Annotated in this window: 20 protein-coding genes, 2 rRNA genes and 1 riboswitch; of the genes, 1 reads left to right on the top strand and 21 read right to left on the bottom strand. The window is 43.7% G+C overall.

Annotation, left to right across the window (positions count from 1 at the left end; translation table 11 throughout):
* Nucleotides 1-39 precede the first annotated feature (39 nt).
* From pcrA to L1999_RS02235, 5 genes are all read right to left on the bottom strand, one after another.
* Nucleotides 40-2,325 carry a DNA helicase PcrA gene (gene pcrA / locus L1999_RS02255; RefSeq protein WP_235742042.1) on the bottom strand — a complete coding sequence of 762 codons (2,286 nt, stop codon included), beginning with the start codon at nt 2,323-2,325 and terminating at the stop codon, nt 40-42.
* A 70-nt stretch (nt 2,326-2,395) separates the two neighbouring features.
* Nucleotides 2,396-3,079, bottom strand: a complete 684-nt coding sequence (locus L1999_RS02250) for a heptaprenylglyceryl phosphate synthase (protein ID WP_235742041.1) — start codon at nt 3,077-3,079, stop codon at nt 2,396-2,398.
* Between the two features lie 300 nt (nt 3,080-3,379).
* Nucleotides 3,380-3,691, bottom strand: a complete 312-nt coding sequence (locus L1999_RS02245; RefSeq protein WP_235742040.1) for a YerC/YecD family TrpR-related protein — start codon at nt 3,689-3,691, stop codon at nt 3,380-3,382.
* Nucleotides 3,692-3,721: 30 nt separating this feature from the next.
* Nucleotides 3,722-4,774: a DUF3048 domain-containing protein gene (locus L1999_RS02240; protein ID WP_235742039.1), complete on the bottom strand. Its 1,053-nt coding sequence runs from the start codon at nt 4,772-4,774 to the stop codon at nt 3,722-3,724.
* A 70-nt stretch (nt 4,775-4,844) separates the two neighbouring features.
* Nucleotides 4,845-6,590 (bottom strand): adenine deaminase C-terminal domain-containing protein, encoded by a 1,746-nt coding sequence (locus tag L1999_RS02235; protein WP_235742038.1) that lies wholly within the window; start codon nt 6,588-6,590, stop codon nt 4,845-4,847.
* Between the two features lie 159 nt (nt 6,591-6,749).
* Between L1999_RS02235 and L1999_RS02230 the strand changes: the two genes are divergently transcribed.
* Complete coding sequence (locus L1999_RS02230; RefSeq protein ID WP_235742037.1) at nt 6,750-7,052, top strand: YgaP family membrane protein; 303 nt, start codon at nt 6,750-6,752, stop codon at nt 7,050-7,052.
* 494 nt (nt 7,053-7,546) lie between these two features.
* Here L1999_RS02230 and purD read toward each other — a convergent pair whose 3' ends face one another.
* From purD to L1999_RS02150, 16 genes are all read right to left on the bottom strand, one after another.
* Nucleotides 7,547-8,818 (bottom strand): phosphoribosylamine--glycine ligase, encoded by a 1,272-nt coding sequence (purD, locus tag L1999_RS02225; protein ID WP_235742036.1) that lies wholly within the window; start codon nt 8,816-8,818, stop codon nt 7,547-7,549.
* Nucleotides 8,819-9,009: 191 nt separating this feature from the next.
* On the bottom strand, nt 9,010-10,548 hold the full coding sequence (gene purH, locus L1999_RS02220) for a bifunctional phosphoribosylaminoimidazolecarboxamide formyltransferase/IMP cyclohydrolase (protein WP_235742035.1): 1,539 nt from the start codon (nt 10,546-10,548) through the stop codon (nt 9,010-9,012).
* Nucleotides 10,523-11,125, bottom strand: coding sequence for a phosphoribosylglycinamide formyltransferase (gene purN / locus L1999_RS02215; RefSeq protein WP_235742034.1), 603 nt, complete (start codon nt 11,123-11,125; stop codon nt 10,523-10,525). Before purN ends, purH begins: the two co-directional genes overlap by 26 nt.
* Complete coding sequence (purM, locus tag L1999_RS02210) at nt 11,122-12,156, bottom strand: phosphoribosylformylglycinamidine cyclo-ligase (RefSeq protein ID WP_235742033.1); 1,035 nt, start codon at nt 12,154-12,156, stop codon at nt 11,122-11,124. Before purM ends, purN begins: the two co-directional genes overlap by 4 nt.
* Before the next feature lie 15 nt (nt 12,157-12,171).
* Nucleotides 12,172-13,575, bottom strand: coding sequence for an amidophosphoribosyltransferase (gene purF / locus L1999_RS02205; protein ID WP_235742032.1), 1,404 nt, complete (start codon nt 13,573-13,575; stop codon nt 12,172-12,174).
* Entirely contained in the window at nt 13,560-15,776 is a 2,217-nt protein-coding gene (purL, locus tag L1999_RS02200) for a phosphoribosylformylglycinamidine synthase subunit PurL (RefSeq protein ID WP_235742031.1), read from the bottom strand. The genes purF and purL overlap by 16 nt, the downstream gene beginning before the upstream one ends.
* Nucleotides 15,760-16,443 carry a phosphoribosylformylglycinamidine synthase subunit PurQ gene (purQ, locus tag L1999_RS02195; RefSeq protein WP_235742030.1) on the bottom strand — a complete coding sequence of 228 codons (684 nt, stop codon included), beginning with the start codon at nt 16,441-16,443 and terminating at the stop codon, nt 15,760-15,762. Before purQ ends, purL begins: the two co-directional genes overlap by 17 nt.
* The gene (gene purS / locus L1999_RS02190) at nt 16,440-16,694 is read right to left on the bottom strand and encodes a phosphoribosylformylglycinamidine synthase subunit PurS (RefSeq protein ID WP_235742029.1); all 255 of its coding nucleotides are present in this window, start codon (nt 16,692-16,694) and stop codon (nt 16,440-16,442) included. The genes purQ and purS overlap by 4 nt, the downstream gene beginning before the upstream one ends.
* Nucleotides 16,687-17,400 (bottom strand): phosphoribosylaminoimidazolesuccinocarboxamide synthase, encoded by a 714-nt coding sequence (gene purC, locus L1999_RS02185; protein ID WP_275677355.1) that lies wholly within the window; start codon nt 17,398-17,400, stop codon nt 16,687-16,689. The genes purS and purC overlap by 8 nt, the downstream gene beginning before the upstream one ends.
* 79 nt (nt 17,401-17,479) lie before the next feature.
* Nucleotides 17,480-18,778, bottom strand: coding sequence for an adenylosuccinate lyase (gene purB / locus L1999_RS02180; protein ID WP_235742028.1), 1,299 nt, complete (start codon nt 18,776-18,778; stop codon nt 17,480-17,482).
* A 4-nt stretch (nt 18,779-18,782) separates the two neighbouring features.
* Nucleotides 18,783-19,931: a 5-(carboxyamino)imidazole ribonucleotide synthase gene (gene purK, locus L1999_RS02175; protein WP_235744214.1), complete on the bottom strand. Its 1,149-nt coding sequence runs from the start codon at nt 19,929-19,931 to the stop codon at nt 18,783-18,785.
* The gene (purE, locus tag L1999_RS02170; protein ID WP_235742027.1) at nt 19,924-20,412 is read right to left on the bottom strand and encodes a 5-(carboxyamino)imidazole ribonucleotide mutase; all 489 of its coding nucleotides are present in this window, start codon (nt 20,410-20,412) and stop codon (nt 19,924-19,926) included. The genes purK and purE overlap by 8 nt, the downstream gene beginning before the upstream one ends.
* A gap of 125 nt (nt 20,413-20,537) precedes the next feature.
* Nucleotides 20,538-20,639, bottom strand: a riboswitch (purine riboswitch).
* A gap of 88 nt (nt 20,640-20,727) precedes the next feature.
* Nucleotides 20,728-20,925: an NETI motif-containing protein gene (locus L1999_RS02165; RefSeq protein ID WP_235742026.1), complete on the bottom strand. Its 198-nt coding sequence runs from the start codon at nt 20,923-20,925 to the stop codon at nt 20,728-20,730.
* Nucleotides 20,922-21,464, bottom strand: coding sequence for a DUF2179 domain-containing protein (locus tag L1999_RS02160; RefSeq protein ID WP_235742025.1), 543 nt, complete (start codon nt 21,462-21,464; stop codon nt 20,922-20,924). The genes L1999_RS02165 and L1999_RS02160 overlap by 4 nt, the downstream gene beginning before the upstream one ends.
* A 424-nt stretch (nt 21,465-21,888) precedes the next feature.
* A 5S ribosomal RNA gene (gene rrf / locus L1999_RS02155) occupies nt 21,889-22,004 on the bottom strand.
* A gap of 78 nt (nt 22,005-22,082) precedes the next feature.
* Nucleotides 22,083-25,017, bottom strand: a 23S ribosomal RNA gene (locus L1999_RS02150).
* Nucleotides 25,018-25,031: the final 14 nt, after the last annotated feature.

Raw genomic sequence — 25,031 nt, 5'->3', positions numbered from 1 at the left:
CCCTTTCATAAAGGTAATCTATACTGTTTAAAACAGCTATTATGCCTTTTTAATCGGCGCGAATTTAGCCAATAGACGTTTAATACCCACTGGGCTAGGAAAAGCAATATCCAGCTCTGTTCCCTCACCCTGTCCTTTTACACTGACAACCGTTCCAATCCCCCATTTACCATGCTCTGCTTTATCGCCAACCTTCCAGCCGGTTTCGTCTCCACCGGAGGCAGCCGATACAGGCCGCATAACAGGCTTTCTTGTTGTCGTCGGGGTCGTAAATGTACCTTTTGAAGAACCAAATGATGTTCCGGCTGATCCAAATGATGTTCTCGATGAGCCAAATGATCTTCCGCTAGAACTAGACGAACTGCCGGTCCGTTGTTCTGGCACCACTCCTTCGATTAAATCTTCTGGTATTTCCGAGATAAATCTAGAGGCAGGGTTCATACTGGTTCTACCATACAAAGTTCTCATTTGGGCATTGGTTAAAAATAAGGTCTGCTCTGCCCTTGTAATGCCTACGTAAGCAAGACGGCGTTCTTCCTCCATTTCGGCTTCTTCCATTAACGAACGGCTATGCGGGAATACCCCTTCTTCCATTCCTATTAAGAAGACGACTGGGAATTCTAGTCCTTTTGCGGAGTGCAGCGTCATGAGGGTAATAGAGTCAACCTTTTCCCCGTCCTCATCTAGTGAATCAATATCCGCAACGAGCGCCAAATCGGTTAAGAAGGCGACTAGCGTTTTATCATCACTTGCGTCCTCAAAATTTTTCGTTACCGATAATAATTCCTCAAGGTTTTCGAGTCGGCTTTGAGCTTCAATTGATTTTTCTGCCTTCAGCATTTCTCTATACCCTGATTTATCGAGAACTTCTTCCACTAATTCTGTAACGGAGAGGAATTCCTGCATATTCGTATAGTTACGAATTAAATCGCGGAACTGCGCCGCGGCTTTGGTAATTTTGGGGCTCAACCCAAGCAATTCGACTGACTCTAACGCCTGATATAAAGAAATATCATGCATGGCAGCGAAGTCGGCAATTTTATCTACTGAGCTCGAACCAATCCCGCGTTTCGGAACATTAATCACACGCCGCAAGCTAATGTCATCGTCGGGATTAGAGATTAAACGTAAATACGCAAGCATGTCTTTGATTTCTTTTCTGTCATAGAACTTAATTCCGCCGACAATCGAATAATCAATATTTGATTTTAAAAGTACTTCCTCCATTACACGGGACTGTGCGTTAGTCCGATAAAGAACCGCAATGTTGGAAAGTTGATAATTTTTATCACGCGTTAGTTCTTTAATTTTCCCAGCAACGAATTGAGCCTCACTCTGCTCACTATCTGCCCGGTAATAGACAAGCTTGTTTCCTTCCGGATTTTCCGTCCACAGATTTTTCTTTTTCCGATTTAGGTTATTTTCAATTACCTTATTGGCTGCTAGAAGAATCCGTTTAGTTGACCGGTAGTTCTGCTCGAGAAGAATCACTGTTGCATTCGGATAGTCCTTTTCGAAAGAAAGGATATTGGCAATATCGGCGCCGCGCCATCTATAGATGGACTGATCGGAATCCCCGACCACACAAAGATTACGGAACCGGCTGGCAAGCATTTTTACCAGCATATACTGCGCTCGGTTTGTATCCTGATACTCATCGACGTGAATATATTGAAACTTACGCTGATAATATTCAAGGACTTCTGGAACCCGCTGGAATAATTGAATTGTCATCATAATTAAGTCATCGAAATCAAGGGCATTGTTTTTTCTAAGCTGCTTTTGATAGTCTTTATAAACTTCACTTATCGTTTGTTCAAAATAACCCCCGGCAGCTTTCTCATATTCTTCCGGACCAATAAGTTCGTTTTTGGCTGAACTGATGGATCCTAAGATTGCACGCGGATCATTTTTTTTCGGATCAAGATTTTTATTCTTGAGGATCCCTTTAATCACTGATTGTTGGTCAGTTGTATCTAGAATGGTAAAGTTTCGGCTAAAGCCCATTCGATCGATATCGCGCCGTAAAATTCTTACGCACATGGAGTGAAAAGTGGATATCCATATTTCTTCTGCTGCTCCGCCCATCATTTTAGCAATACGTTCCTTCATTTCTCTTGCTGCTTTATTGGTGAACGTAATTGCTAGAATATTATAAGGATTCACACGTTTTTCCACTATTAAATACGCAATTCGATGTGTTAGTACTCTTGTTTTACCACTTCCGGCACCCGCCATTAAAAGAAGTGGGCCGTCAGTTGCCTTAACAGCACTTTGCTGTTCTGGATTAAGTCCGTTTAGAAGCTTATCTGTTAAAAATTGCACATATTCCACCACCATTACAAACATTTGTTCTTATTTTTATTTTAACGTTATTAGGATTGTGAAGCAAATTCTATCGAGCTGCCTTTACTGTTTCTATGGCTTTTTCAAAATCTTCATAAATCACGTTTCCAACTACTATAACATCCGCATGCTTAGCCATTTCAGCTGCCTGCTCAAAATTGTTGATGCCTCCGCCATAGAAAAGCGTTGTTTTTTCCAGGGCCTTTTTCGCTTCTCTTACTACATTTGGATCACCATATTTACCACTATATTCTAGATAAAAAATGGGGAGTTGAAACATCTTTTCAGCCATCATGGCGTAGGCCTTAACATCCTCGATTGTTATATGGGCATCTGCTTTCGTTAGCTTTGCTGCCTTACAATCCTCGTTAAGGATACAGTAGCCTTCCATAAAGAATTCATTCCAGTCCATGACTTCGCCAAATTCCTTAACGGCCTGATGATGCAGTCCTGTGATCCATTTTGGATCCTGGCTATTTAAAATCGTAGGGATAAAATAAAGATCAAATCCCGGGGTTACGCTCTCTATACTAGAAACTTCAAGGATACAGGGAACGGTATAACGGCGGATTCTTGCCATTAAATCGAGGACATTTTCGAGTGTCACTCCGTCGGTTCCGCCCACAATCACGGCATCTGTCCCTGATTCGCAAATAAGTTCTAATTGATTGTCTGTTATTTCTTTATTAGGATCGAGTTTAAACACATGCCTCCACTCGCGAATATCATACATCGAAGGAATCCTCCCATTCATCTTTCCATTACACCATTATAGCATTAGCCGTTTGTAATAAAAAAAGAAAACCATAAAACTTAGATAGAAATCATATCCAATCAAAAGCGGAGGAGCCTTGAACAGGGGCGACAGGCATAAGACGAGCCGGCGAGAAGGCTGCTCTTTAGCCTTCTTGACGGCTTGACTTAGACCTAAGAGCCCCTAGGCGCTGGAGCTGGACGCATCTAAAAATAGAACAAAGGACTTAATATAAACCTCGCAAAAAGAAAAACCGAAGATAATGATCTCCGGTTTGGGTTATTCTTCTTCCACTTTATTGTCTTCTTTAATTCGTTCCAGTACCATTTCATACGTATCATTGCCAAAGTTCAAGCAGCGTTTTACCCTTGAAATCGTCGCTGTGCTTGCTCCAGTTTCGGTTTCGATTTTATGATACGTGTTTCCTTCACGAAGCATTCTTGCTACATCTAAACGCTGTGCTAACGATTGTATTTCATTAATGGTACATAAATCATCAAAAAAACGATAGCATTCCTCAAGATCCTGTAAGGAAAGAACCGCATTAAATAATTGATCTAGTTCTTTTCCCCGCAATTTGTTTATCTGCATTCTACTTTACTCCTTTAATTTGTTGTTATTTTATTGAGCACTTAATGAAACACTTGTATGCAGCCCCGGGTTGGTTGGGACCACATTAACCCACGTTTTCCCTTGAACAAATGGGATTTCCTCACCGTTTTTCATGGGAACAATTCTGCCATTTTTATTAGCCCATTCCACTTCATTTACTTTACCCATTTGAAGCAAATAAGCTTTTCCGCCTGATTGTAAATCAATATCCCTAAGTCCATATGAATCAATGGCTTTGTGTACGGCTTCTATGATAAAAACATTATCCAGCAGAATTGGTTCTCCGGTATCCAAGTCTACGGTTTGCTCTCCGGCCGAGAAACGCTTATATTTACCGAGCGTTTTATCAAACTGGTATTTTGAATTAAATGTGCCGCTCTTTGAATAAGTAATGCTTACCGACTTAGCCTCTTGACCCGTTAGATTTTTGCTTTCTTCCACTGAGTAAAAGGTAAAGGCCGGCGGACTGTTTTTCATTGTATATCCTTTTTGCCGAGCACCTTTTAAGATGTTGTCATAAGTAATATAGGAATTATGAGGTGGTTTTCGTGAGCTAGATCGTTTAAATAATGTACCATCATAAACCATCCCATTTAAATTATCTACATAATTGCTTTCGAGTAACTGTTTGGCCTCTGGACTGTAGCCATGTGCAATGTAGAGTGCATTTAACCCTTTGGCCAAGTTAATATAATAATCCCTAGCACTCCTTACAGGACCAATATTTGCTGGTCTCTCACTCTGGAAAACAGCCAGGAAGCGGGTAACATCTCCCTCAGCTAGAACCTCATAGACAATGTCCGCCACATTCAGCCCTGATTGTGGTCTTGCTTTTGGATGATTATTCACCATTACGGCTACGGCACGCTGATCTGGTTTTGTATCTGTACCAATTCCAGTTAATGGATAAAAATAAGGGCCGGCTTTTACCACGTCATCTGGTTTATTCTCATGTTTTGTATTTGGCTTTTCTTCCTTAACCGTTTTTTTTACTGGTTCTTTATTGGTACACCCTGAAAGCAGTAAAAGGAACGCTGCCATGGCAACAGCCCATTTTTTCATTAAATGAACACCCCTATTTTAACCTTTTCCCAAAATACTTTCACGCTTTAACTCTTTAGCCATTTACAGTTTAACGCATTATTGAAGGAAAGAGTACAGATTTATTCATAACATCATACATTCCTTGCTGCGTGATACGGATGTATGGTAAATGTGTAGCTGAAAAAAAGGCAAGGCTGTAGATTGGATCGGAAAATTTATAGCCTCGTTCTCTCAATTCTGTTAATAATGTTTTCTCTTGTTCTATTAATTCTTCAATTGGAAGGCTGGACATGACTCCACTTAAGTCTAGCGGTACTTCACAAACAACTTGAGCGTCCTCCATCATGACAATTCCCCCGCCTAATTCTTTCATTCTATTAAAAGCATTGACTATATCATTCCTATTTTTCCCTATCAAAATAATATCTCCAGTAGTCGAATAGGAGCTTGCAAGCGCGGAGAGGTTGGTTGCGAATCCCTTTAGCAGGGTGTTTATTCTCCACTGCCCATAACGGTCAACCAACATGAAATAACATTCATCAGACTCTTTTGGCAGTTGGTCTGCCGAAGCATCGATCGAGATGGAATAAGGCTTTGTTATCACAGAGTTTTCCATCTTTATTCCAAATGGCATAGAAAATTGCAAGTCATCGAGTGACAACTGCCAATCCAGTTCCATTCGTTTAAATCCATATTCATCCCAATCTAATTCTCCATAGATATCTTTTGCCTTTACACCGTCTCGCTTCACCCATTTCCCCTTAGCTAAGACAGAAACTGGTGTTGGGTCTTCCATACTTGATAAGAAGTTAATATTAGCGATACGCCCGGTTGCAATTGAACCATGCAGATGGCCAATGTTGTAGTATTTTGCAATATTGACCGTTGCCATATTATAGGCATCGATAACGGGAACTCCTTTTTCGATGGCAATTCGTATCATTTGGTCGGTGATTCCTTGTTCGTAAAAAGTAGACGAGGAACCATCTGTATTGAACATCAGCTGGTCATAAGCCTCAATTCCTAACCGTTTCATATCATCTAAGAGCTGCGGCAGATCAGGCCGGATCGATGAATAGCGTAAGGACACCATATACCCCTGCATGAGCCGGCTGTATACTTCTTCACCTGTCATGGCTTCATGGTCGGAATCAGCACCTAACAGCATCATTTTTGCTAATGTATTTTCCGAAGCGCCAGGAAAATGACCTTCAATTTGCTTGCGCATCCGCTTGGCTTCTTGAATCCAATGAAGCATCATATCGTCGCCGTCGAGCAATTTAGGCCAGCCTGTTAATTCGCCGCCTTGGAGAACCGCATCATGCTCAAGCCATGCTTTTACATTACTATGTGAAAAAACTTCTTCTTCATTCAATAACTCGGTCTGCGAATCAAATCGGCTCCACCAGTACATGGTTGACGGGATGGCGCGAAGATCCCTTAAAAGTGAAAACGCTTCCCTTTTTTTCAAATGTGAAATAAGCCCCATATTATCATTAATAAGTGTCGTTGTGCCAAATTGAGATGCATAGGCGGCTAAGGACAGGGGATTATATAATTGAAACGGATGTGCATGTGGCTCGATATACCCAGGCACAAGTATTTCATTCGTGCAGTCGATGATTTCACAGTCTTTCATATAGGAAGGCATGTTGTCGCCAACATAGACGATACGATCTTCATAAATCCAGATGTTGGCCCTCATCCATTTGCGAAAAGTTTGATTTAAGTACAAAGCATTTTTCAATAATAATGTTGGGGATGTTTTCCCTTCCAAAACGGATACATGCATGCGTAAGTGTTTGTTTTTCCAGCGGTAGCGTTGTTCCAGCATACCATGTCCCTCCCTTAATTTACTATCTATATAATAATAAGTTGATTTAACAATAAAGAAAGCCCTTACATCTTTAGATTCTTATCTTATCATATTTTACTTTTTAAAGCAGTAAAGTATTGATAAAATTTGTAAAAATATTGTGAAGGAGTGAACACGATGAAAATTACACCAAATATCGGGATTTTGAATGCATTGATTCGGATTACATTTGGGTTAACGATTGTTGCTTGGAGTACTTCTAAAATGGTCAAGCGTCCGTGGAGGGATTCTTATTTGGTTGCAGCTTTCTGTGGTGCGATGAAGGTGGCTGAGGGTATTGTCCGCTATTGTCCGGTAACGGATGTGTGTAAACGGTGGTCAGATATGGTTAAGGAGCATCAGCATGCGACTGATTCGGTGGATGAGATGGAAGGTCTCGCTGGAAATGGAGATTCGATGGTACCTCATAATCCAACTTGATCTGCGGAATGAGCTCTTTTGGTCGGTTCATTGACCTCGAGGGCTCTTCTTTTTCTTTTGGGGGCAATGAAAGAGTAGTTCATTGACCGTGGACGCTTGATTTTGTTTCGATGGGCAATGAAACAGCTCTTCATTGACCCCGAGGGCTCTTCTTTTTCTTTTGGGGGTAATGAAAGAGTAGTTCATTGACCGGTGAGGCTTGATTTTTCTTTTGATGGGCAATGAAACAGCTCTTCATTGACCCCAAGGGCTCTTCTTTTTCTTTTAAGGGCAATGAGAGGGTTGTTCATTGACCGGAGAGGCTTGATTTTTCTTTTGTTAGGCAATGAAACGGCTCTTCATTGACCCTGGGGGCTTTATTTTCTTCTTTTGGGTAAATGATTTGTCTCTTCATTTACCTTAAGAACCCTATTCATCGTTAGGGGCAAAGAAATAATTTTAATAAAAATGACCGCATGAACCTCTCATGCGGTCATTTCCTAATCGATCAAATTTTAACGAACCACCGGTACAATCGCCTTCGCACCAATATCCCTGCGATAAAAGGCACCTTCACAATCTAACTTTTCTAACTCCTGATACACCTTCGACTGCGCACCAGCAAGAGTCTCAGCCTTGCCTCCCACAAGAAGCACCCGGCCTCCTGATGTCAAAAACTCACCAGCATCATTTTGAACCGTACCCGCATGGAAGGTATAAACGTTCTCCGAAAAGTCCGATAACCCCTTCAGTACCGCGCCCTTTTCATAAACACCAGGATACCCTTTTGCGGCAACGACAACACCAACCATGGCCTGGGGATCCCACTCAAGTTCTGGACGCTCGCCATTCAAAAGAGCTAAGATAACTTGAACCAAATCAGATTGCAGCCTTGGTAAAATAACCTGTGTTTCCGGGTCGCCGAAACGAGCATTAAACTCAATTACCTTTGGGCCTGCTGCTGTTTTAATTAACCCAGCATATAAAATCCCACAGAAACTGCGTCCCTCTTGAACCATCGCCTTTGCTGCTGGAAGCAAAACGGTCTCAACGGCCGTTGCGACCGTGTCCTCACCAATTTGCGGAACCGGAGAGTAAGCACCCATTCCACCGGTATTTGGACCCTGATCGCCATCATATGCGCGTTTGTGATCCTGAGCAATTTCAAGCGGGATGACTACTTCCCCGTTCACAAAGGCCATTAATGAAAATTCCTCGCCATCTAAAAACTCTTCAATCACTACACTTGAAGAAGCCGCTCCAAATTTGGCACCAACGAGCATTTCCTCCACACTCGCAAGAGCTTCCTCTAAAGTCATGGCAACTGTAACACCTTTTCCTGCTGCCAAGCCGTCTGCTTTAATCACAATTGGAGCGCCTTTTTCATGGATATAATGACGCGCCTCTTCAATCGAAGTGAAAACAGCATAATCAGCAGTCGGAATCTCATACTTTTTCATTAAATCTTTTGCGAACGACTTGCTGCCCTCAATTTCAGCAGCTGCCTTACGTGGTCCGAACACTGCCAAACCTGCTGCTTCAAATTTATCTGACAATCCTTCAAGTAAAGGAACTTCCGGTCCGATAATCGTTAACCCTACCTCTTGCTCTTTTGCAAAGGCGATAAGCTCATCATGCTGGGATTCGTCAATCGAGATTAATTCCGCCACATCTACCATTCCAGCGTTTCCTGGAGCGACAAATACTTTTTCAACCAATGTGCTTTCGCTGACCTTTCGGCAGATCGCATGCTCGCGGCCGCCGCGGCCAATGATTAGTACCTTCATCCATTACACCTCATTTTAATGTTTGACTGTGTTAAACTTGGATGTTGATTTTCGCTCCAGGCATTCGCTTTCCGCGGGCGGTCCGGGGAGCCTCCTCGGCGCCACAGCGCCTCGGGGGTCTCCCCTGATCCGTACTCCCGCAGGAGTCTCACGCCTTCTGCTACAATCAACATAGTTACAATCAACTAAGCTTAATGTTTAAAGTGTCTAACGCCCGTAAACACCATGGCGATTCCGTATTCATCTGCTTTTTTAATGGAATCAGCATCTTTAATCGATCCACCAGGCTGAATAATCGCAGTAATTCCTGCTTTTGCTGCTGCTTCAACGGTATCATCCATTGGGAAGAAGGCATCAGATGCAAGAGCAGCGCCTTCTGCTTTTTCACCGGCCTGCTTAAGAGCAATCTCAGCTGAACCAACGCGGTTCATTTGGCCTGCGCCAACCCCAAGTGTCATGTCTTTACTAGTAACAACGATGGCATTGGATTTTACGTGTTTAACCACTTTCCAGCCAAGTTTTAGAGCTTCCCATTCTTCCTCCGTTGGTTGTCTCTTCGTTGGAACAGTGATTGTTGCATCCTCTAATGAATATCGGTCTTGTTCTTGAACAAGCAATCCGCCTTCAATGGTCGTCATTTTTAACTCAGGTTTTTTCACATCATTAAACGGAATCGTTAACAAACGAAGATTCTTTTTGCCTGTTAAAATCGCTAATGCTTCCTCTGAGAAAGATGGTGCAATGATAATCTCTAAGAAAATTTCATGAAGCTTGCCAGCTGTTTCAGCGTCCACTTCACGGTTAAAGGCAATAATGCCGCCAAAAATGGAAACAGGATCCGCTGCAAAGGCTTTTGTAAAAGCTTCAAAGCCAGTTTGACCAGTTCCAACTCCGCATGGATTCATATGCTTAACTGCTACAGCTGCAGGTTCTGAGAATTCCTTTACGATTTGCAAAGCTGCATCTGCATCATTAATATTATTGTAAGATAGTTCTTTTCCATGAAGTTGAACGGCATTGGCGATCGAGAAGGTTGAACCTAACGGCTTTCTGTAAAAAGCAGCTTTTTGATGCGGATTTTCTCCATAACGAAGGGTCTGCTTTAGGTCATAAGTAACCGTTAAGGTTTCAGGTGTTTCTTCTTGTGCAAGGTTGGTCATGTATTCAGCTATCAAAGCATCATAAGCAGCTGTATGACGGAATACCTTAGCCGCCAGCTTTCTTCTTGTTTCAAGCGTCGTTGTACCTTCCGCTTTAAACTCCTCAATCACGGTTGCATAATCTGCTGGATCAACGACAACCGTTAAATATTGATGATTTTTAGCTGAAGCGCGCAGCATAGATGGACCGCCAATATCAATGTTTTCAATCGCATCCGCTACCGTTACATCTGGTTTTGCAATGGTTTGCTGGAAAGGATAAAGATTGACGCAAACTAGTTGAATAGGCTGAATTCCATGCTCGTCCAGCTGTTTTAAATGATCAGGATTATCATGTTTAGAAAGCAAGCCTCCATGGATGAATGGATTTAACGTTTTGACACGGCCTTCTAAAATTTCTGGAAAACCTGTTACATCACTCACACTCATGACTGGGATTCCCTGCTCTTGAAGAGCCTTTTTTGTACCGCCGGTTGAGATCAATTCAAACCCTAGGCTTACTAGTTCTTTCGCAAAATCGGTAATTCCATTTTTATCAGATACACTAATTAGCGCGCGCTTTTGTGACATTGAGTACATCTCCTTGTGTTAATAGCATTTGAAGTATTTCTGGATATAGTTTGTGCTCGATTTGCTGTATTTTCTTTTGCAGGCTGTCTCTAGTTTCATTCTCTTCCAATTTTACACGTTCTTGAATAATAATGGGACCTGTATCCATCCCTTCATCGACATAATGGATGGTAACTCCGCTCCACTTCGCTTTGGCGGCAAGAGCCTGACCGATCGCATCTTTACCTGGGAATGCTGGAAGCAGTGATGGATGAATATTGATAATCCTTCCTTGATAGGCACTTAGCAAGGTTGGACCAAGCAAGCGCATGTATCCGGCAAGGACAATGAACTCCACACCATATTTCTTTAATTCTGTTACAATCGCTTGCTCATATTCTTCCTTACTAGAATAATCCTTTGCCTGAAAAACAAAGCTTGGAATTCTCGCTGCATTGGCGCGATCAACCGCATAAGCACCTGGTTTGTCACAGACTAAAAGAGAAATTTCCGCCTTCAGCTCTCCTGACTCTACGACGTCAATGATGGCTTGGAAATTACTGCCGTTACCAGAGGCAAACACTGCTATTTTTTTCATAGCCGTCCACCTTGACCCTTTATTTCAATCCCAGCCTGATCCGTCACAACACCGATCTGATAGGCTTTTTCACCGCTTTGTTCAAAATGCTGAAGTACGTCCGCAGCGATTTCGCGATCTACGGCGATAACCATTCCAATTCCCATGTTAAAAATATTATACATTTCTTCATAGGAAATTTGCCCGTGAGAGGAAATCAATTGAAACACCGGTGGAATCGGCCAGCTTTTTTCATCTACTTTTGCCCCAAGGCCCTCAGGCAGCATCCGCGGAATGTTTTCGATAAATCCGCCTCCGGTAATGTGAGCCATCCCTTTTAACGGGAACTTTTTCAATGCCGAAAGAATTGGTTTAACGTAAATTTTCGTCGGTTTTAATAACTCTTCTCCTAATGTACAGCCAAGCTCATCAACGAAATCTAGTAAGGACCAATTATTAAAAACTTTACGTACAAGGGAATAACCATTACTATGAATACCGCTTGATGCTAACCCAATCAACACATCCCCAGCTTGAATGGTCTCACCCGTAATTAACTGTGATTTTTCACAAGCCCCAACCGTAAATCCGGCAAGGTCATACTCGTTTTGACTGTATAATCCCGGCATTTCAGCTGTTTCGCCGCCGATCAAAGCACAGCCAGCCTGCTCGCAGCCATCGGAAATTCCTTTTACAATCGCCTCGATTTTTTCAGGCTCCGCTTTCCCACATGCAATATAATCTAAAAAGAACAATGGCTCTGCACCTTGAACTACGATATCGTTCACACACATAGCCACTGCATCAATCCCGATCGTATCGTGTTTATCCATCCAAAACGCAATCATCAGCTTCGTGCCGACTCCGTCGGTGCCTGACACCAAAACAGGCTCCTTTAATTGAAGTGATGATAAATCAAACATGCCGCCAAAACCGCCCAATCCGCCAATAACACCGGCCCGTGCTGTTCTTTGGACATGCTTTTTCATTCGTGAAACAGCCTCATAGCCCGCTTCAATATTTACGCCAGCTTCTTTATATGCTTTAGCCATGGTTGTTCCTCCACCTTATTTTTGATAATAGTATTGTAGTGTATCAGGATAAATCTCTGTTGGATAATTCCCGGTGAAGCAACCTAGGCAGTAGCCATTTGTTCCTTCTTGACCTAGTGCCTTCATCATTCCTTCGACACTAATGAAGGTTAATGAATCTGCACCAATCAATTCTCTAATTTGCTCCACGCTTTTATCAGAAGCAATCAATTCCTCTTTTGTCGAGGTATCAATTCCATAGAAGCATGGATTTTTTATTGGCGGTGAGCTGATTACGACATGAACCTCCGTTGCTCCCGCTTCCTTCAACAAATTCACAATTCTTCTGCTGGTCGTTCCGCGTACGATCGAATCATCGACCATGACGACACGCTTTCCTTCCACAACGCCCCGAACTGCTGAAAGTTTCATCTTAACCCCTTGCTCCCGAAGCGATTGTGATGGCTGGATAAACGTCCTGCCCACATACCTATTCTTAATTAAGCCCATTTCATAAGGAATTCCGGTAGCTTCTGCATAACCGATAGCTGCTGAGATACTAGAATCAGGAACCCCTGTCACAACATCGGCTTCAAATGGTGCTTCCACTGCTAATTGTTTCCCCATATTTTTTCGGGCAGTATGAACATTGATTCCTTGAATATTACTATCCGGTCTTGAAAAATAAATATATTCCATCGTACAAATCGCTTTTGTGGTACTGATGGAAAACCGCTCAGATGTTAAGCCATTTTCATTAATAATTAATAGTTCGCCTGGCATAATATCGCGGATATATTCGGCACCCACCACATCAAAGGCACACGTTTCTGATGCTACAACATAAGCATCCCCAAGACAGCCAAGGGACAATGGACGTAAACCATGTGGATCAAGAGCGACCATAAGCTCGGTTTCTGTCATGATTAAATACGCATAAGCTCCCTTTAACATCGATAAAGCGTTTTTCACTTGATCCTTTAAATGTGGATAACCGCTTCTTCTAACGAGATGAGCCAAAACCTCTGTGTCAGAGCTTGTTTGAAAGATACTTCCCTGCGATTCAAGCTGGTACTTTAGAGAATTAGCATTAACGAGATTGCCATTATGGGCAAGCGCAAGACTTCCTGTTTGCGAATGAAACAGAAGCGGCTGCACGTTCTCGTAGCCTCCGCCGCCTGCTGTCGCATAACGAACGTGACCGATGGCAGCACTGCCTTCTAAGTCCTTCATTGCTTCCGTTGTAAAAATTTCCGATACTAGCCCTTCGCCTTTTACACCTGTAAGCTTTTTCCCATCAGAAACAACAATGCCGGTTCCTTCCTGGCCGCGGTGCTGCAGGCTATGAAGTCCGTAATAGGTTAACTGGGCAGCATCTTGGTGTCCAAAGACACCAAAGATCCCGCACTCTTCGTTTAATCCTTTTATTTCAGGCAGCATGGGATGGCTCCTTTCCAGGCAGCTTTTAGTTCTGCAACTGAAGCAGCAAGCACGGATGCATCATCAGTTTTGATTTCCAATGTTGAGGTTTCTGTTACAGTACCAATCTGCACTGCGTCTACTAATCTTTCAAACTCAACTTTATGTTCCGGTTTTACCGTTAATAAGAAACGTGATTGAGTTTCACTGAATAAAGCAGAGACAGAATTTCCTGCAATCGTTACTTCTGCTCCAAGCTTTTCATTTGCGAAAAGACTTTCCGCTAACGCAACCCCTAAACCGCCTTCTGATAGGTCATGGGCTGATTGCACTAAACCTGCACGAATTGCTGCAAGCACTTGATTTTGTCTTTCTTTTTCTACCATTACATCTAGTTCAGGTGCTTTACCAAATACACGTCCGTTCAGAAGCTTTTGAAGCTCACTGCCGCCGAATTCGTCCTTGGTTTCGCCTACTAGATAAATAAGATCGCCGTTTTGTTTGAAATGCTGTGTTGTAATATGATCAAGATCCGTTACTAAACCAACCATTCCTACTACTGGCGTTGGATAGATCGCAGTTCCGCTCGTTTCATTATATAAAGACACGTTTCCGCCAATAACCGGTGTTTCCAACACGCGGCAGGCTTCACTCATACCATCAGCTGCTTTTTCAATCTGCCAGAACACTTCTGGCTTTTCTGGGTTCCCGAAATTCAGGTTATCCGTAATCGCTAAAGGCTCTGCACCAGAACAGACAATATTGCGTGCTGCTTCAGCTACAGCAATTTTTCCGCCTACTTCTGGATCTAAGTAGACATAACGCGCGTTACAATCCGTAGTCATCGCTAAAGCTTTGCGTGTGCCGCGAATTCTTACCACCGCTGCATCCGATCCTGGAGCAACAACGGTATTGGTGCGTACCATATAGTCATACTGCTCATAAACCCATTCCTTGCTAGCTATTGTTGGCTGGCTTAACAGATTTACTAATGTTTCTTTCAAATCGTCTACTTGAGGAACTTCATTTTCCATCGCTTGGAATTCTGCAAAATAAGCTGGCTCTTTAGATGGCTTGTGGTAAACCGGTGCCTCTTCTGCAAGTGCATCAGCCGGAACATCTGCCACGATTTCTCCTTTATGGAATAGGCGCATTTGCTTATCGCTCGTAACCGTTCCAATCCCTACTGCTTCTAAGCCGTATTTTTCAAAAAGCTCAACAATTTCATGCTCTCTTCCCTTTTTAACAACGATGAGCATCCGCTCTTGGGACTCGGATAGCATCATTTCGTAAGCAGTCATCCCGGTTTCCCGCTGCGGAACTAAGTCTAAATTCATTTCAATTCCCATTCCCGCTTTGCTGGCCATTTCTGCAGATGAACTAATCAGTCCGGCAGCACCCATATCTTGAATACCAACCAGTGCATCACAATGAATCAGTTCTAAGCAGGCCTCTAATAAAAGCTTTTCCATGAATGGGTCGCCCACCTGTACGGCTGGACGGTCTTCATTGGATTGGTCCGTTAATTCCTCAGAAGCGAAGGTTGCACCATGGATTCCATCACGGCCGGTTTTTGCTCCAACATACATAACCGTATTTCCTTCTCCATGTGCTTGCCCCTTTTTGATATCTTTATGATCAATCAGCCCAACACACATCGCATTCACTAACGGATTACCATCATAGCAAGGGTCAAACCCGATTTCGCCGCCAACCGTCGGAATTCCGATACAGTTACCATAGCCGGCAATCCCAGCTACTACCTCTTTGAACAAGTAACGGACGCGGGCAGAATCTAGTTCACCAAAACGCAATGAGTTCAACATGGCAATTGGACGTGCACCCATTGAGAAAACATCACGGATAATACCGCCTACACCTGTTGCTGCCCCTTGATAAGGCTCAATGGCTGATGGATGGTTGTGGCTTTCGATTTTAAAAACAACCGCCTGCTCGTCACCGATATCAACGATCCCAGCACCTTCCCCAGGTCCTTGGAGTACCCGTTCACCTGTAATAGGGAATTTTTTTAGAATCGGTTTTGAATTTTTATAGCTGCAATGTTCCGACCACATGACCGAGAAAAGACCTGTTTCGGTATAGTTAGGTGTACGCCCAAGAATGTTTTCAATCATTGCAAATTCTTCGTCGGTCAAACCCATTTGCTGGTATACTTTTTCTGCTTTAATCTGAGTAGGATTTGGTTCAAGCGTTGACAACATGTGCTTCCCTCCAAGCTTTTACAATCGATTGAAACATTTTTAAACCATCCGCTCCGCCGAGGAGCTCATCAACTGCTCTTTCCGGATGCGGCATCATTCCTAAGACATTGCCTTTTTCATTGGTGATTCCTGCAATATCCGCAAGACTTCCGTTCGGATTTTGATTATAGGTAAATGCAATTTGATTGTTTGCTTTCAATTTCGCAAGTGTTTCTTCATCACAATAATAATTTCCTTCTCCATGTGCTACAGGGATCATAATGCTTTCCCCTTCACCATAAGCGTTTGTAAAAAGTGTCTTATTGTTCTCCACCTTTAGTTCAACTGGTTTACAAATGAACGATAGGCTTTCGTTTCTTCTCATTCCCCCCGGAAGCAGACCTGCTTCAAGAAGAATTTGAAATCCATTACAAACGCCAAGGACTGGCTTCCCAGCTTCCGCTGCTTTTACGACCTCTTTCATGACGGGGCTGAAACGGGCAATTGCACCTGTGCGCAGGTAGTCACCAAATGAGAAACCCCCAGGCAGCAAAATGGCGTCAAACCCGTCTAGGTTATCGGCATCATGCCAAACATATTCCACTTCTTCACCAAGTTCATCCTTAACAGCATGAAACATATCAACGTCACAATTCGATCCTGGGAATACGATCACCGCAAACTTCACTGTGTCACACACTCCTCTACCTCGTAACGGTAATCTTCAATAACCGGGTTCGCTAATAGGTTCGTACAAATTTCATTCACAACTTCATTGATATCACGATCTGATTTTTCAATTGTTAACTCCATATATTTTCCGATGCGGACATCTGTTACTTGTTTATAGTTTAATGAATGTAAGGAATGAGTTACGGCTTTCCCTTGTGGATCTAAAACACTTTCCCTTAATGTTACATACACCTTAACTTTATACATGCTGATGTCCTCCCAATTTCGCTAAAATAGTTTCATAGGCTTCTGTTAAACTTCCTAAATCCCGGCGGAATACATCCTTATCGAGCTTTTCATTGGTTTCTTTATCCCACAGTCTGCAAGTATCTGGAGAAATCTCATCGGCAAGTAAAATCTGCCCGTTATGGTCTTTGCCAAACTCTAGCTTAAAGTCAATTAAGCGAATCCCGAGCTCATTGAAAAAGCTTGATAAAATTGCATTGATTTGAAGTGCTTTATTCTTTAGGATTTCAACTTCCTTTACAGTTGCTGCCTTTAGTTCAAGAATGTGATCAATCGTCACTAGCGGGTCACCTAGAGCATCGTCTTTCAGATAAAATTCAACGATTGGCGTGGATAGTTCTTTGCCTTCTTCGATTCCCAGACGATTGGAAAGGGTTCCTGCTGCGACATTGCGTACAACGACTTCAAGAGGAATAATCGTTACTCTCTTCACCAATTGTTCTGTTTCGGAAACTCTCTTGATAAAGTGTGAGTCGATGCCTTGTTCTTTAAGTTTTAAAAATAATAAACTAGTAATCTCGTTATTCAAACGGCCTTTTCCAGTAATAGTCGCCTTTTTTTGACCGTTAAAAGCAGTTGCAGAATCTTTATATTGAACCAGCACAACTTGTTCATCGTCAGTTGTAAAAATCTTTTTCGCTTTGCCCTCGTAAAGCATTTCGCTCATCCTAATTGCACCTCTATTCGTAATATTGGGAACTTTTCTGACATGAGAAGGGCAGACCTCGCCCTTCATCATGATTTATTTATCCATTTAACCCTAATCGATCAAAAATGGTATCAACATGCTGGAGATGATAGTTGTAATCAAAACAATCCGCAATCTCTTCTGCTGAAAGCAATGAAGTAATCTTATCTTCCGCCTCAATTAGCCCGCGGAATGGAACTTGCTTCTCCCATGCTTCCATCGCTTTAGGCTGTACCGTATCATAAGCCTCTTCACGTGATAAGCCCTTATCAATCAAAGCTAATAGGACACGCTGCGAGTATATTAATCCTAAAGTACGATCCATATTGCGTTTCATATTCTCTGGGAACACCGTTAAATTTTTCACAATGTTACCAAAGCGGTTTAGCATATAGTTCAAGGCAATCGTCGCATCCGGTAAAATAATACGTTCTGCAGATGAATGTGAAATATCGCGCTCGTGCCATAACGGCACATTTTCATAAGCAGTCATCATATAGCCGCGAATCACACGTGCCAATCCTGTCATGTTCTCGGAGCCAATTGGATTCCGTTTATGCGGCATTGCCGAAGAACCCTTTTGACCCTTTGCAAAGAACTCCTCTACTTCACGAGTCTCACTCTTTTGCAGGCCGCGAACTTCAACCGCAAATTTTTCAATCGAAGTCGCAATCAACGCCAATGTAGACATATAGTGCGCATGACGGTCACGCTGTAAGGTTTGTGTTGAGATTGGCGCTGGGCTTGTTCCTAATTTTTCACAAACATATTGCTCTACAAATGGATTAATGTTTGCATAGGTCCCGACCGCACCGGAAATTTTACCAAACTCCACTCCTGCAGCTGCCTGTTTAAAGCGCTCAAGGTTGCGCTTCATTTCTTCATACCATAGAGCCATCTTTAATCCAAAAGTGGTTGGTTCAGCGTGAACCCCATGTGTCCGGCCCATCATGACTGTAAACTTATGTTCAATTGCTTTATTTTTTAAAATCTCAATGAAGTTTTCGATGTCTTTTAAAAGAATCGAGTTAGCTTGTTTTAAAAGATAAGATAACGCCGTATCCACCACGTCTGTTGATGTTAATCCATAATGGACCCATTTCCGTTCTTCACCCAATGTTTCCGAAACCGCTCGGGTAAAAGCCACTACATCATGTCTTGTTTCTTCTTCAATTTCTTTAATTCTGTCGATATTGAAAGAGGCATTCGCACGTAATTTTTTTACATCTTCTTTTGGAATTTCGCCTAGCTCTGCCCATGCTTCACAAGCAAGAATTTCCACTTCTAGCCAGGCATTAAAACGGTTTTCCTCCGTCCAAATAGCTCCCATTTCTGGTCTTGTATAACGATCAATCATTCATTTATCCCCCGATCTTTTCTTTAGCAGTTTCCCAGATGCTGCTTTCATCGATTTCTTTCAAAGCCATCTCTACTTTTTCTCGCAGAATCGTCACATGGCCCATTTTACGTTTGAACTTAGGTTCCTTTTTACCGTATAAATGAACTTTCCAACCATTCAACTCTGGTATCTCATCATATAGGTTTTCGAGATGTTCTCCTAATAGGTTGACCATAACGGCGGGTTTTAACAACTCTGTACTTCCTAATGGCCAACCGCAAATAGCCCTGACATGCTGCTCGAACTGTGACGTCTCGCATGCCTCAATTGTATAGTGTCCGGAATTATGCGGCCGTGGTGCCAATTCATTAATCACGATCGTTCCATCGTTGTTCACGAACATCTCGACAGCGAGCGTCCCCACTAACTCCAGCGAATCTGCGATCATCTTTGCTTTTTGAATCGCATCCAGCTCAGTAGCCTCAGAAATTCGTGCCGGCACAATTGTTTTATGCAAAATATTTTCTTTATGAATGTTCTCTGCCACTGGAAAAATGGCTGTTTCTCCGTCGAGCCTGCGTGTCACAATCACTGAGATTTCTTTTTCAAAGGGAATCCATTTCTCAAGCACACAAGCTCCATGTGTCAGGAGAGGCTCCGCCTTTTTTAGATCCTGTTCTTCTCTAATTACCAACTGGCCTTTTCCATCATATCCGCCTCTAGCAGTCTTTAATACAGCCGGGTAACCAATCTCATCTATTTTTAAAAGTAAGTCCTGCCGTGTGCTAATGACCGCGTAGGGTGCCACTTCCACACCCGCTTGCTGGATGGCTGCTTTCTCATTAATCCGATCCTGCGTAATCGTGAGCAGTTTTGGCCCCTGTGGTACAAAGGCCTGGTCACAAAGCCAGCTTAACGTATCAGCATCTATATTTTCAAATTCATAGGTAATGACATCACTCACCTCAGCCAAGCGGCTGATGGCTTCTCTATCGTCGTAGGCCCCGATCACTTCTATATCTGCGACTTGTCCACATGGCGAATCTGACGAAGGTTCTAAAACAGCAATTCGAAAACCTTGTGCCCTCGCTGCCAGAGCCATCATTCTTCCAAGCTGGCCGCCGCCAATAATCCCAATCGTTGCTCCTGGTAAAATGGTCTGCTTATCCAAGTTGATCACTACTTTCTAGTACCTCTTGTTTAGTGGCTTCTCTTCTTGCCTCTAATCTGGCGGCAACCACCTGATCTTCCGTTCCGATAATTTGTGCAGCTAATAATCCCGCATTGACTGCACCCGCCTTACCAATCGCCACGGTAGCGACCGGAACACCTCCCGGCATTTGAACAATAGACAGCAGGGAATCGATCCCTTTTAACGCCTGGGTTTGAACAGGAACACCAATGACTGGCAAGGTTGTTTTGGCTGCGACCATCCCTGGAAGATGAGCTGCTCCGCCTGCTCCAGCGATGATTACCTTTAGCCCTTTGTTTCTAGCTTCTTCTGCATAGGTGAACATTAAATCTGGCGTACGATGCGCAGATACTACCTTTTTTTCATAAGCGACCTCTAACTGGTCTAAAATTTCACATGTATATTTCATGGTTTCCCAATCCGATTTACTCCCCATGATGACACCAACAAGTGTGGTCATCCTAGATCCCCCTTTTTTAGGCAAATAAAATGCCCGTAACAAATAGCTTCTCAGTGAAGAGAAAGCCATTTGCCCGGGCATGTCGAAGCATAGTAAAATAAAGTAAGGGACCAGCCCTTTTGCCGAACATATTGACTTTCCCTCATAGTCCAATAATTTACGGTTATTGGGTAGAGACTTATGGGCCATATTCCCATGGATATACGAGGGTAAAAATTGTTGTTTGATCCGATAGCTTTATCTTACCAACCATCACCTTAGCTGTCAATAAATATGTCGAACATTATTTTTAAATAACACTATAATGTTCGTGTTTTACTCGATTAACTTAGCTTCAAAGACAATTTTGCGGCCAATCGGTTCATAAATAGTTTCGCCTGCTTTTTTTACTTCTTGAAATATCGGCTTCTCTGTCCGCTTGACGGGAGCATATCCCTGCAATTTTATCCTATTCAGACATTCCTCAATATTTTCATTTTCCTGCAGCTCGAATAACAGTTTTTTCTTGCTCATGAAAACAACTTCCCTCTTTTCACTGATTTCACCCAAAAGCCACCGTGAATTGATTTAGGTTCATATGAGATAATAAAGGCTTTGGGATCTAAACTTTTAATCATATCATATAGTTTTAATTCGAATTTTCGGGGTGTAAGGATTTGCATGGCCATTCGGTTTCCTTCCAGACCATGTGCAGCCCAGTCGGTCACCCCATAACCTTTCTCCCTTAAAAGCTTAGGTAAATCCTTATCGTACTCTGCGGTAATTACATTGACTGTAATATACCCTAGAGCGAGCTTCTCTTCAATCTTCATCCCAACTATGACTCCAATTCCATATCCTACTGCATATGCAATCAGATTCTGGATTTCATTTAGGTTATTCAGGACGAGGCCCAGACCAAGCACATAGATAACAACCTCTATCATACTTAGCGAAGCTGCTAAATACCTCTGCCCCTTTAAGGTCAATATCATCCTTATCGTAAAAAAAGTAACATAAATGATATTAATGATTAAGATGATCGCTACCATTATAAAACTATTGTCTAACACGTTCAGTCCTCCTTCTTCTTTACACTTCCCTCACTTTATCACAGATATATTTTTGAAATCATTATTTATTTGTACAAAATAACAAAAAATCATTCTATGTAAGAGGAAGTATCTACCTGTTTTTGCAACAAACACCCCAGCCACCAAGTGTAAATCATAAGTTCAAATCGGTACTCGAGCGAATAAAATTAGTTTTTTAGTATGTCGTCTTTTATATACCCTTAATCTAGACCCTGCCATCTCCTTTTTAACCGCCAAAAAGATAGAGAATATTAGGAATATTACATATACTCCCTGATGGGTCCGGAATTCTAAACTCTTCAAAGAAAAGCATGCAGCTTCACTCAGAAATCCTCATAAGCTTCCCTCCTGAAAAAGAAGCAGATACACAAAAAAGACAATCAATAAAGATTGTCTTTTTTGTGCCTGGCAACGTCCTACTCTCACAGGGACAAAGTCCCAACTACCATCGGCGCTGAGAAGCTTAACTTCCGTGTTCGGTATGGGAACGGGTGTGACCTTCTCGCCTTAACTACCAGACTTATTTAATTGAGAGATCATTCTCTCAAAACTAGATAATGTAGAAGAAATGTTGTAAAAACGAGTTCGCTTATAACTATGGTTAAGTCCTCGATCGATTAGTATCAGTCAGCTCCACATGTCGCCACGCTTCCACCTCTGACCTATCAACCTGATCATCTTTCAGGGATCTTACTAGCTTGACGCTATGGGAAATCTCATCTTGAGGGGGGCTTCATGCTTAGATGCTTTCAGCACTTATCCCGTCCGCACATAGCTACCCAGCGATGCCTTTGGCAAGACAACTGGTACACCAGCGGTGCGTCCATCCCGGTCCTCTCGTACTAAGGACAGCTCCTCTCAAATTTCCTGCGCCCACGACGGATAGGGACCGAACTGTCTCACGACGTTCTGAACCCAGCTCGCGTACCGCTTTAATGGGCGAACAGCCCAACCCTTGGGACCGACTACAGCCCCAGGATGCGATGAGCCGACATCGAGGTGCCAAACCTCCCCGTCGATGTGGACTCTTGGGGGAGATAAGCCTGTTATCCCCGGGGTAGCTTTTATCCGTTGAGCGATGGCCCTTCCATGCGGAACCACCGGATCACTAAGCCCGACTTTCGTCCCTGCTCGACTTGTAGGTCTCGCAGTCAAGCTCCCTTGTGCCTTTACACTCTACGAATGATTTCCAACCATTCTGAGGGAACCTTTGGGCGCCTCCGTTACTCTTTAGGAGGCGACCGCCCCAGTCAAACTGCCCACCTGACACTGTCTCCCACCCCGATCAGGGGTGCGGGTTAGAATTTCAATACAGCCAGGGTAGTATCCCACCGACGCCTCCACCGAAGCTGGCGCTCCGGCTTCTCAGGCTCCTACCTATCCTGTACAAGCTGTACCAAAATTCAATATCAGGCTACAGTAAAGCTCCACGGGGTCTTTCCGTCCTGTCGCGGGTAACCTGCATCTTCACAGGTACTATAATTTCACCGAGTCTCTCGTTGAGACAGTGCCCAGATCGTTACGCCTTTCGTGCGGGTCGGAACTTACCCGACAAGGAATTTCGCTACCTTAGGACCGTTATAGTTACGGCCGCCGTTTACTGGGGCTTCGATTCAGAGCTTCGCGTGAGCTAACCCCTCCTCTTAACCTTCCAGCACCGGGCAGGCGTCAGCCCCTATACTTCGCCTTGCGGCTTCGCAGAGACCTGTGTTTTTGCTAAACAGTCGCCTGGGCCTATTCACTGCGGCTCTTCGAGGCTATGAACCCCAAAGAGCACCCCTTCTCCCGAAGTTACGGGGTCATTTTGCCGAGTTCCTTAACGAGAGTTCTCTCGCTCACCTTAGGATTCTCTCCTCGCCTACCTGTGTCGGTTTGCGGTACGGGCACCTTGAATCTCGCTAGAGGCTTTTCTTGGCAGTGTGGAATCAGGAACTTCGGTACTAAATTTCCCTCGCTGTCACAGCTCAGCCTTCACGAGAAGCGGATTTTCCTGCTTCTCAGCCTAACTGCTTAGACGCGCATATCCAACAGCGCGCTTACCCTATCCTCCTGCGTCCCCCCATCACTCAAACGATTCTTTGGTGGTACAGGAATATCAACCTGTTGTCCATCGCCTACGCCTTTCGGCCTCGGCTTAGGTCCCGACTAACCCTGAGCGGACGAGCCTTCCTCAGGAAACCTTAGGCATTCGGTGGATGAGATTCTCACTCATCTTTCGCTACTCATACCGGCATTCTCACTTCTAAGCGCTCCACCAGTCCTTACGGTCTAGCTTCAACGCCCTTAGAACGCTCTCCTACCACTGACATCAAAGATGTCAATCCACAGCTTCGGTGATACGTTTAGCCCCGGTACATTTTCGGCGCAGAGTCACTCGACCAGTGAGCTATTACGCACTCTTTAAATGGTGGCTGCTTCTAAGCCAACATCCTGGTTGTCTAAGCAACTCCACATCCTTTTCCACTTAACGTATACTTTGGGACCTTAGCTGGTGGTCTGGGCTGTTTCCCTTTTGACTACGGATCTTATCACTCGCAGTCTGACTCCCACGGATAAGTCTTTGGCATTCGGAGTTTGTCTGAATTCGGTAACCCGATGAGGGCCCCTAGTCCAAACAGTGCTCTACCTCCAAGACTCTAACTACGTGAGGCTAGCCCTAAAGCTATTTCGGAGAGAACCAGCTATCTCCAAGTTCGATTGGAATTTCTCCGCTACCCACACCTCATCCCCGCACTTTTCAACGTGCGTGGGTTCGGGCCTCCATCCAGTGTTACCTGGACTTCACCCTGGACATGGGTAGATCACCTGGTTTCGGGTCTACGACCACATACTAATACGCCCTATTCAGACTCGCTTTCGCTGCGGCTCCGTCTCTTCAACTTAACCTTGCATGTAATCGTAACTCGCCGGTTCATTCTACAAAAGGCACGCTATCACCCATTAACGGGCTCTAACTACTTGTAGGCACACGGTTTCAGGAACTATTTCACTCCCCTTCCGGGGTGCTTTTCACCTTTCCCTCACGGTACTGGTTCACTATCGGTCACTAGGGAGTATTTAGCCTTGGGAGATGGTCCTCCCTGCTTCCGACCGGATTTCACGTGTCCGGCCGTACTCAGGATCCACTCAGGAGGGAACGAAGTTTCAACTACAGGGTTTTTACCTTCTATGACGGGTCTTTCCAGACCGCTTCATCTACCCCGTTCCTTTGTAACTCCATGTTGAGTGTCCTACAACCCCAAGAGGCAAGCCTCTTGGTTTGGGCTAATCCCGTTTCGCTCGCCGCTACTTAGGGAATCGCGTTTGCTTTCTCTTCCTCCGGGTACTTAGATGTTTCAGTTCCCCGGGTCTGCCATCAATACCCTATGTATTCAGGTAAAGATACTGTTCCATTACGAACAGTGGGTTCCCCCATTCGGAAATCTCCGGATCAAAGCTTACTTACAGCTCCCCGAAGCATATCGGTGTTAGTCCCGTCCTTCATCGGCTCCTAGTGCCAAGGCATTCACCGTGCGCCCTTTCTAACTTAACCTAAAAGGTTTTACT

It is taken from the genome of Neobacillus drentensis (assembly GCF_021560175.1).
Taxonomy (GTDB): Bacteria; Bacillota; Bacilli; order Bacillales; family Cytobacillaceae; genus Neobacillus; species Neobacillus drentensis_A.
This window is presented reverse-complemented; position numbering and strand designations above follow the sequence as displayed.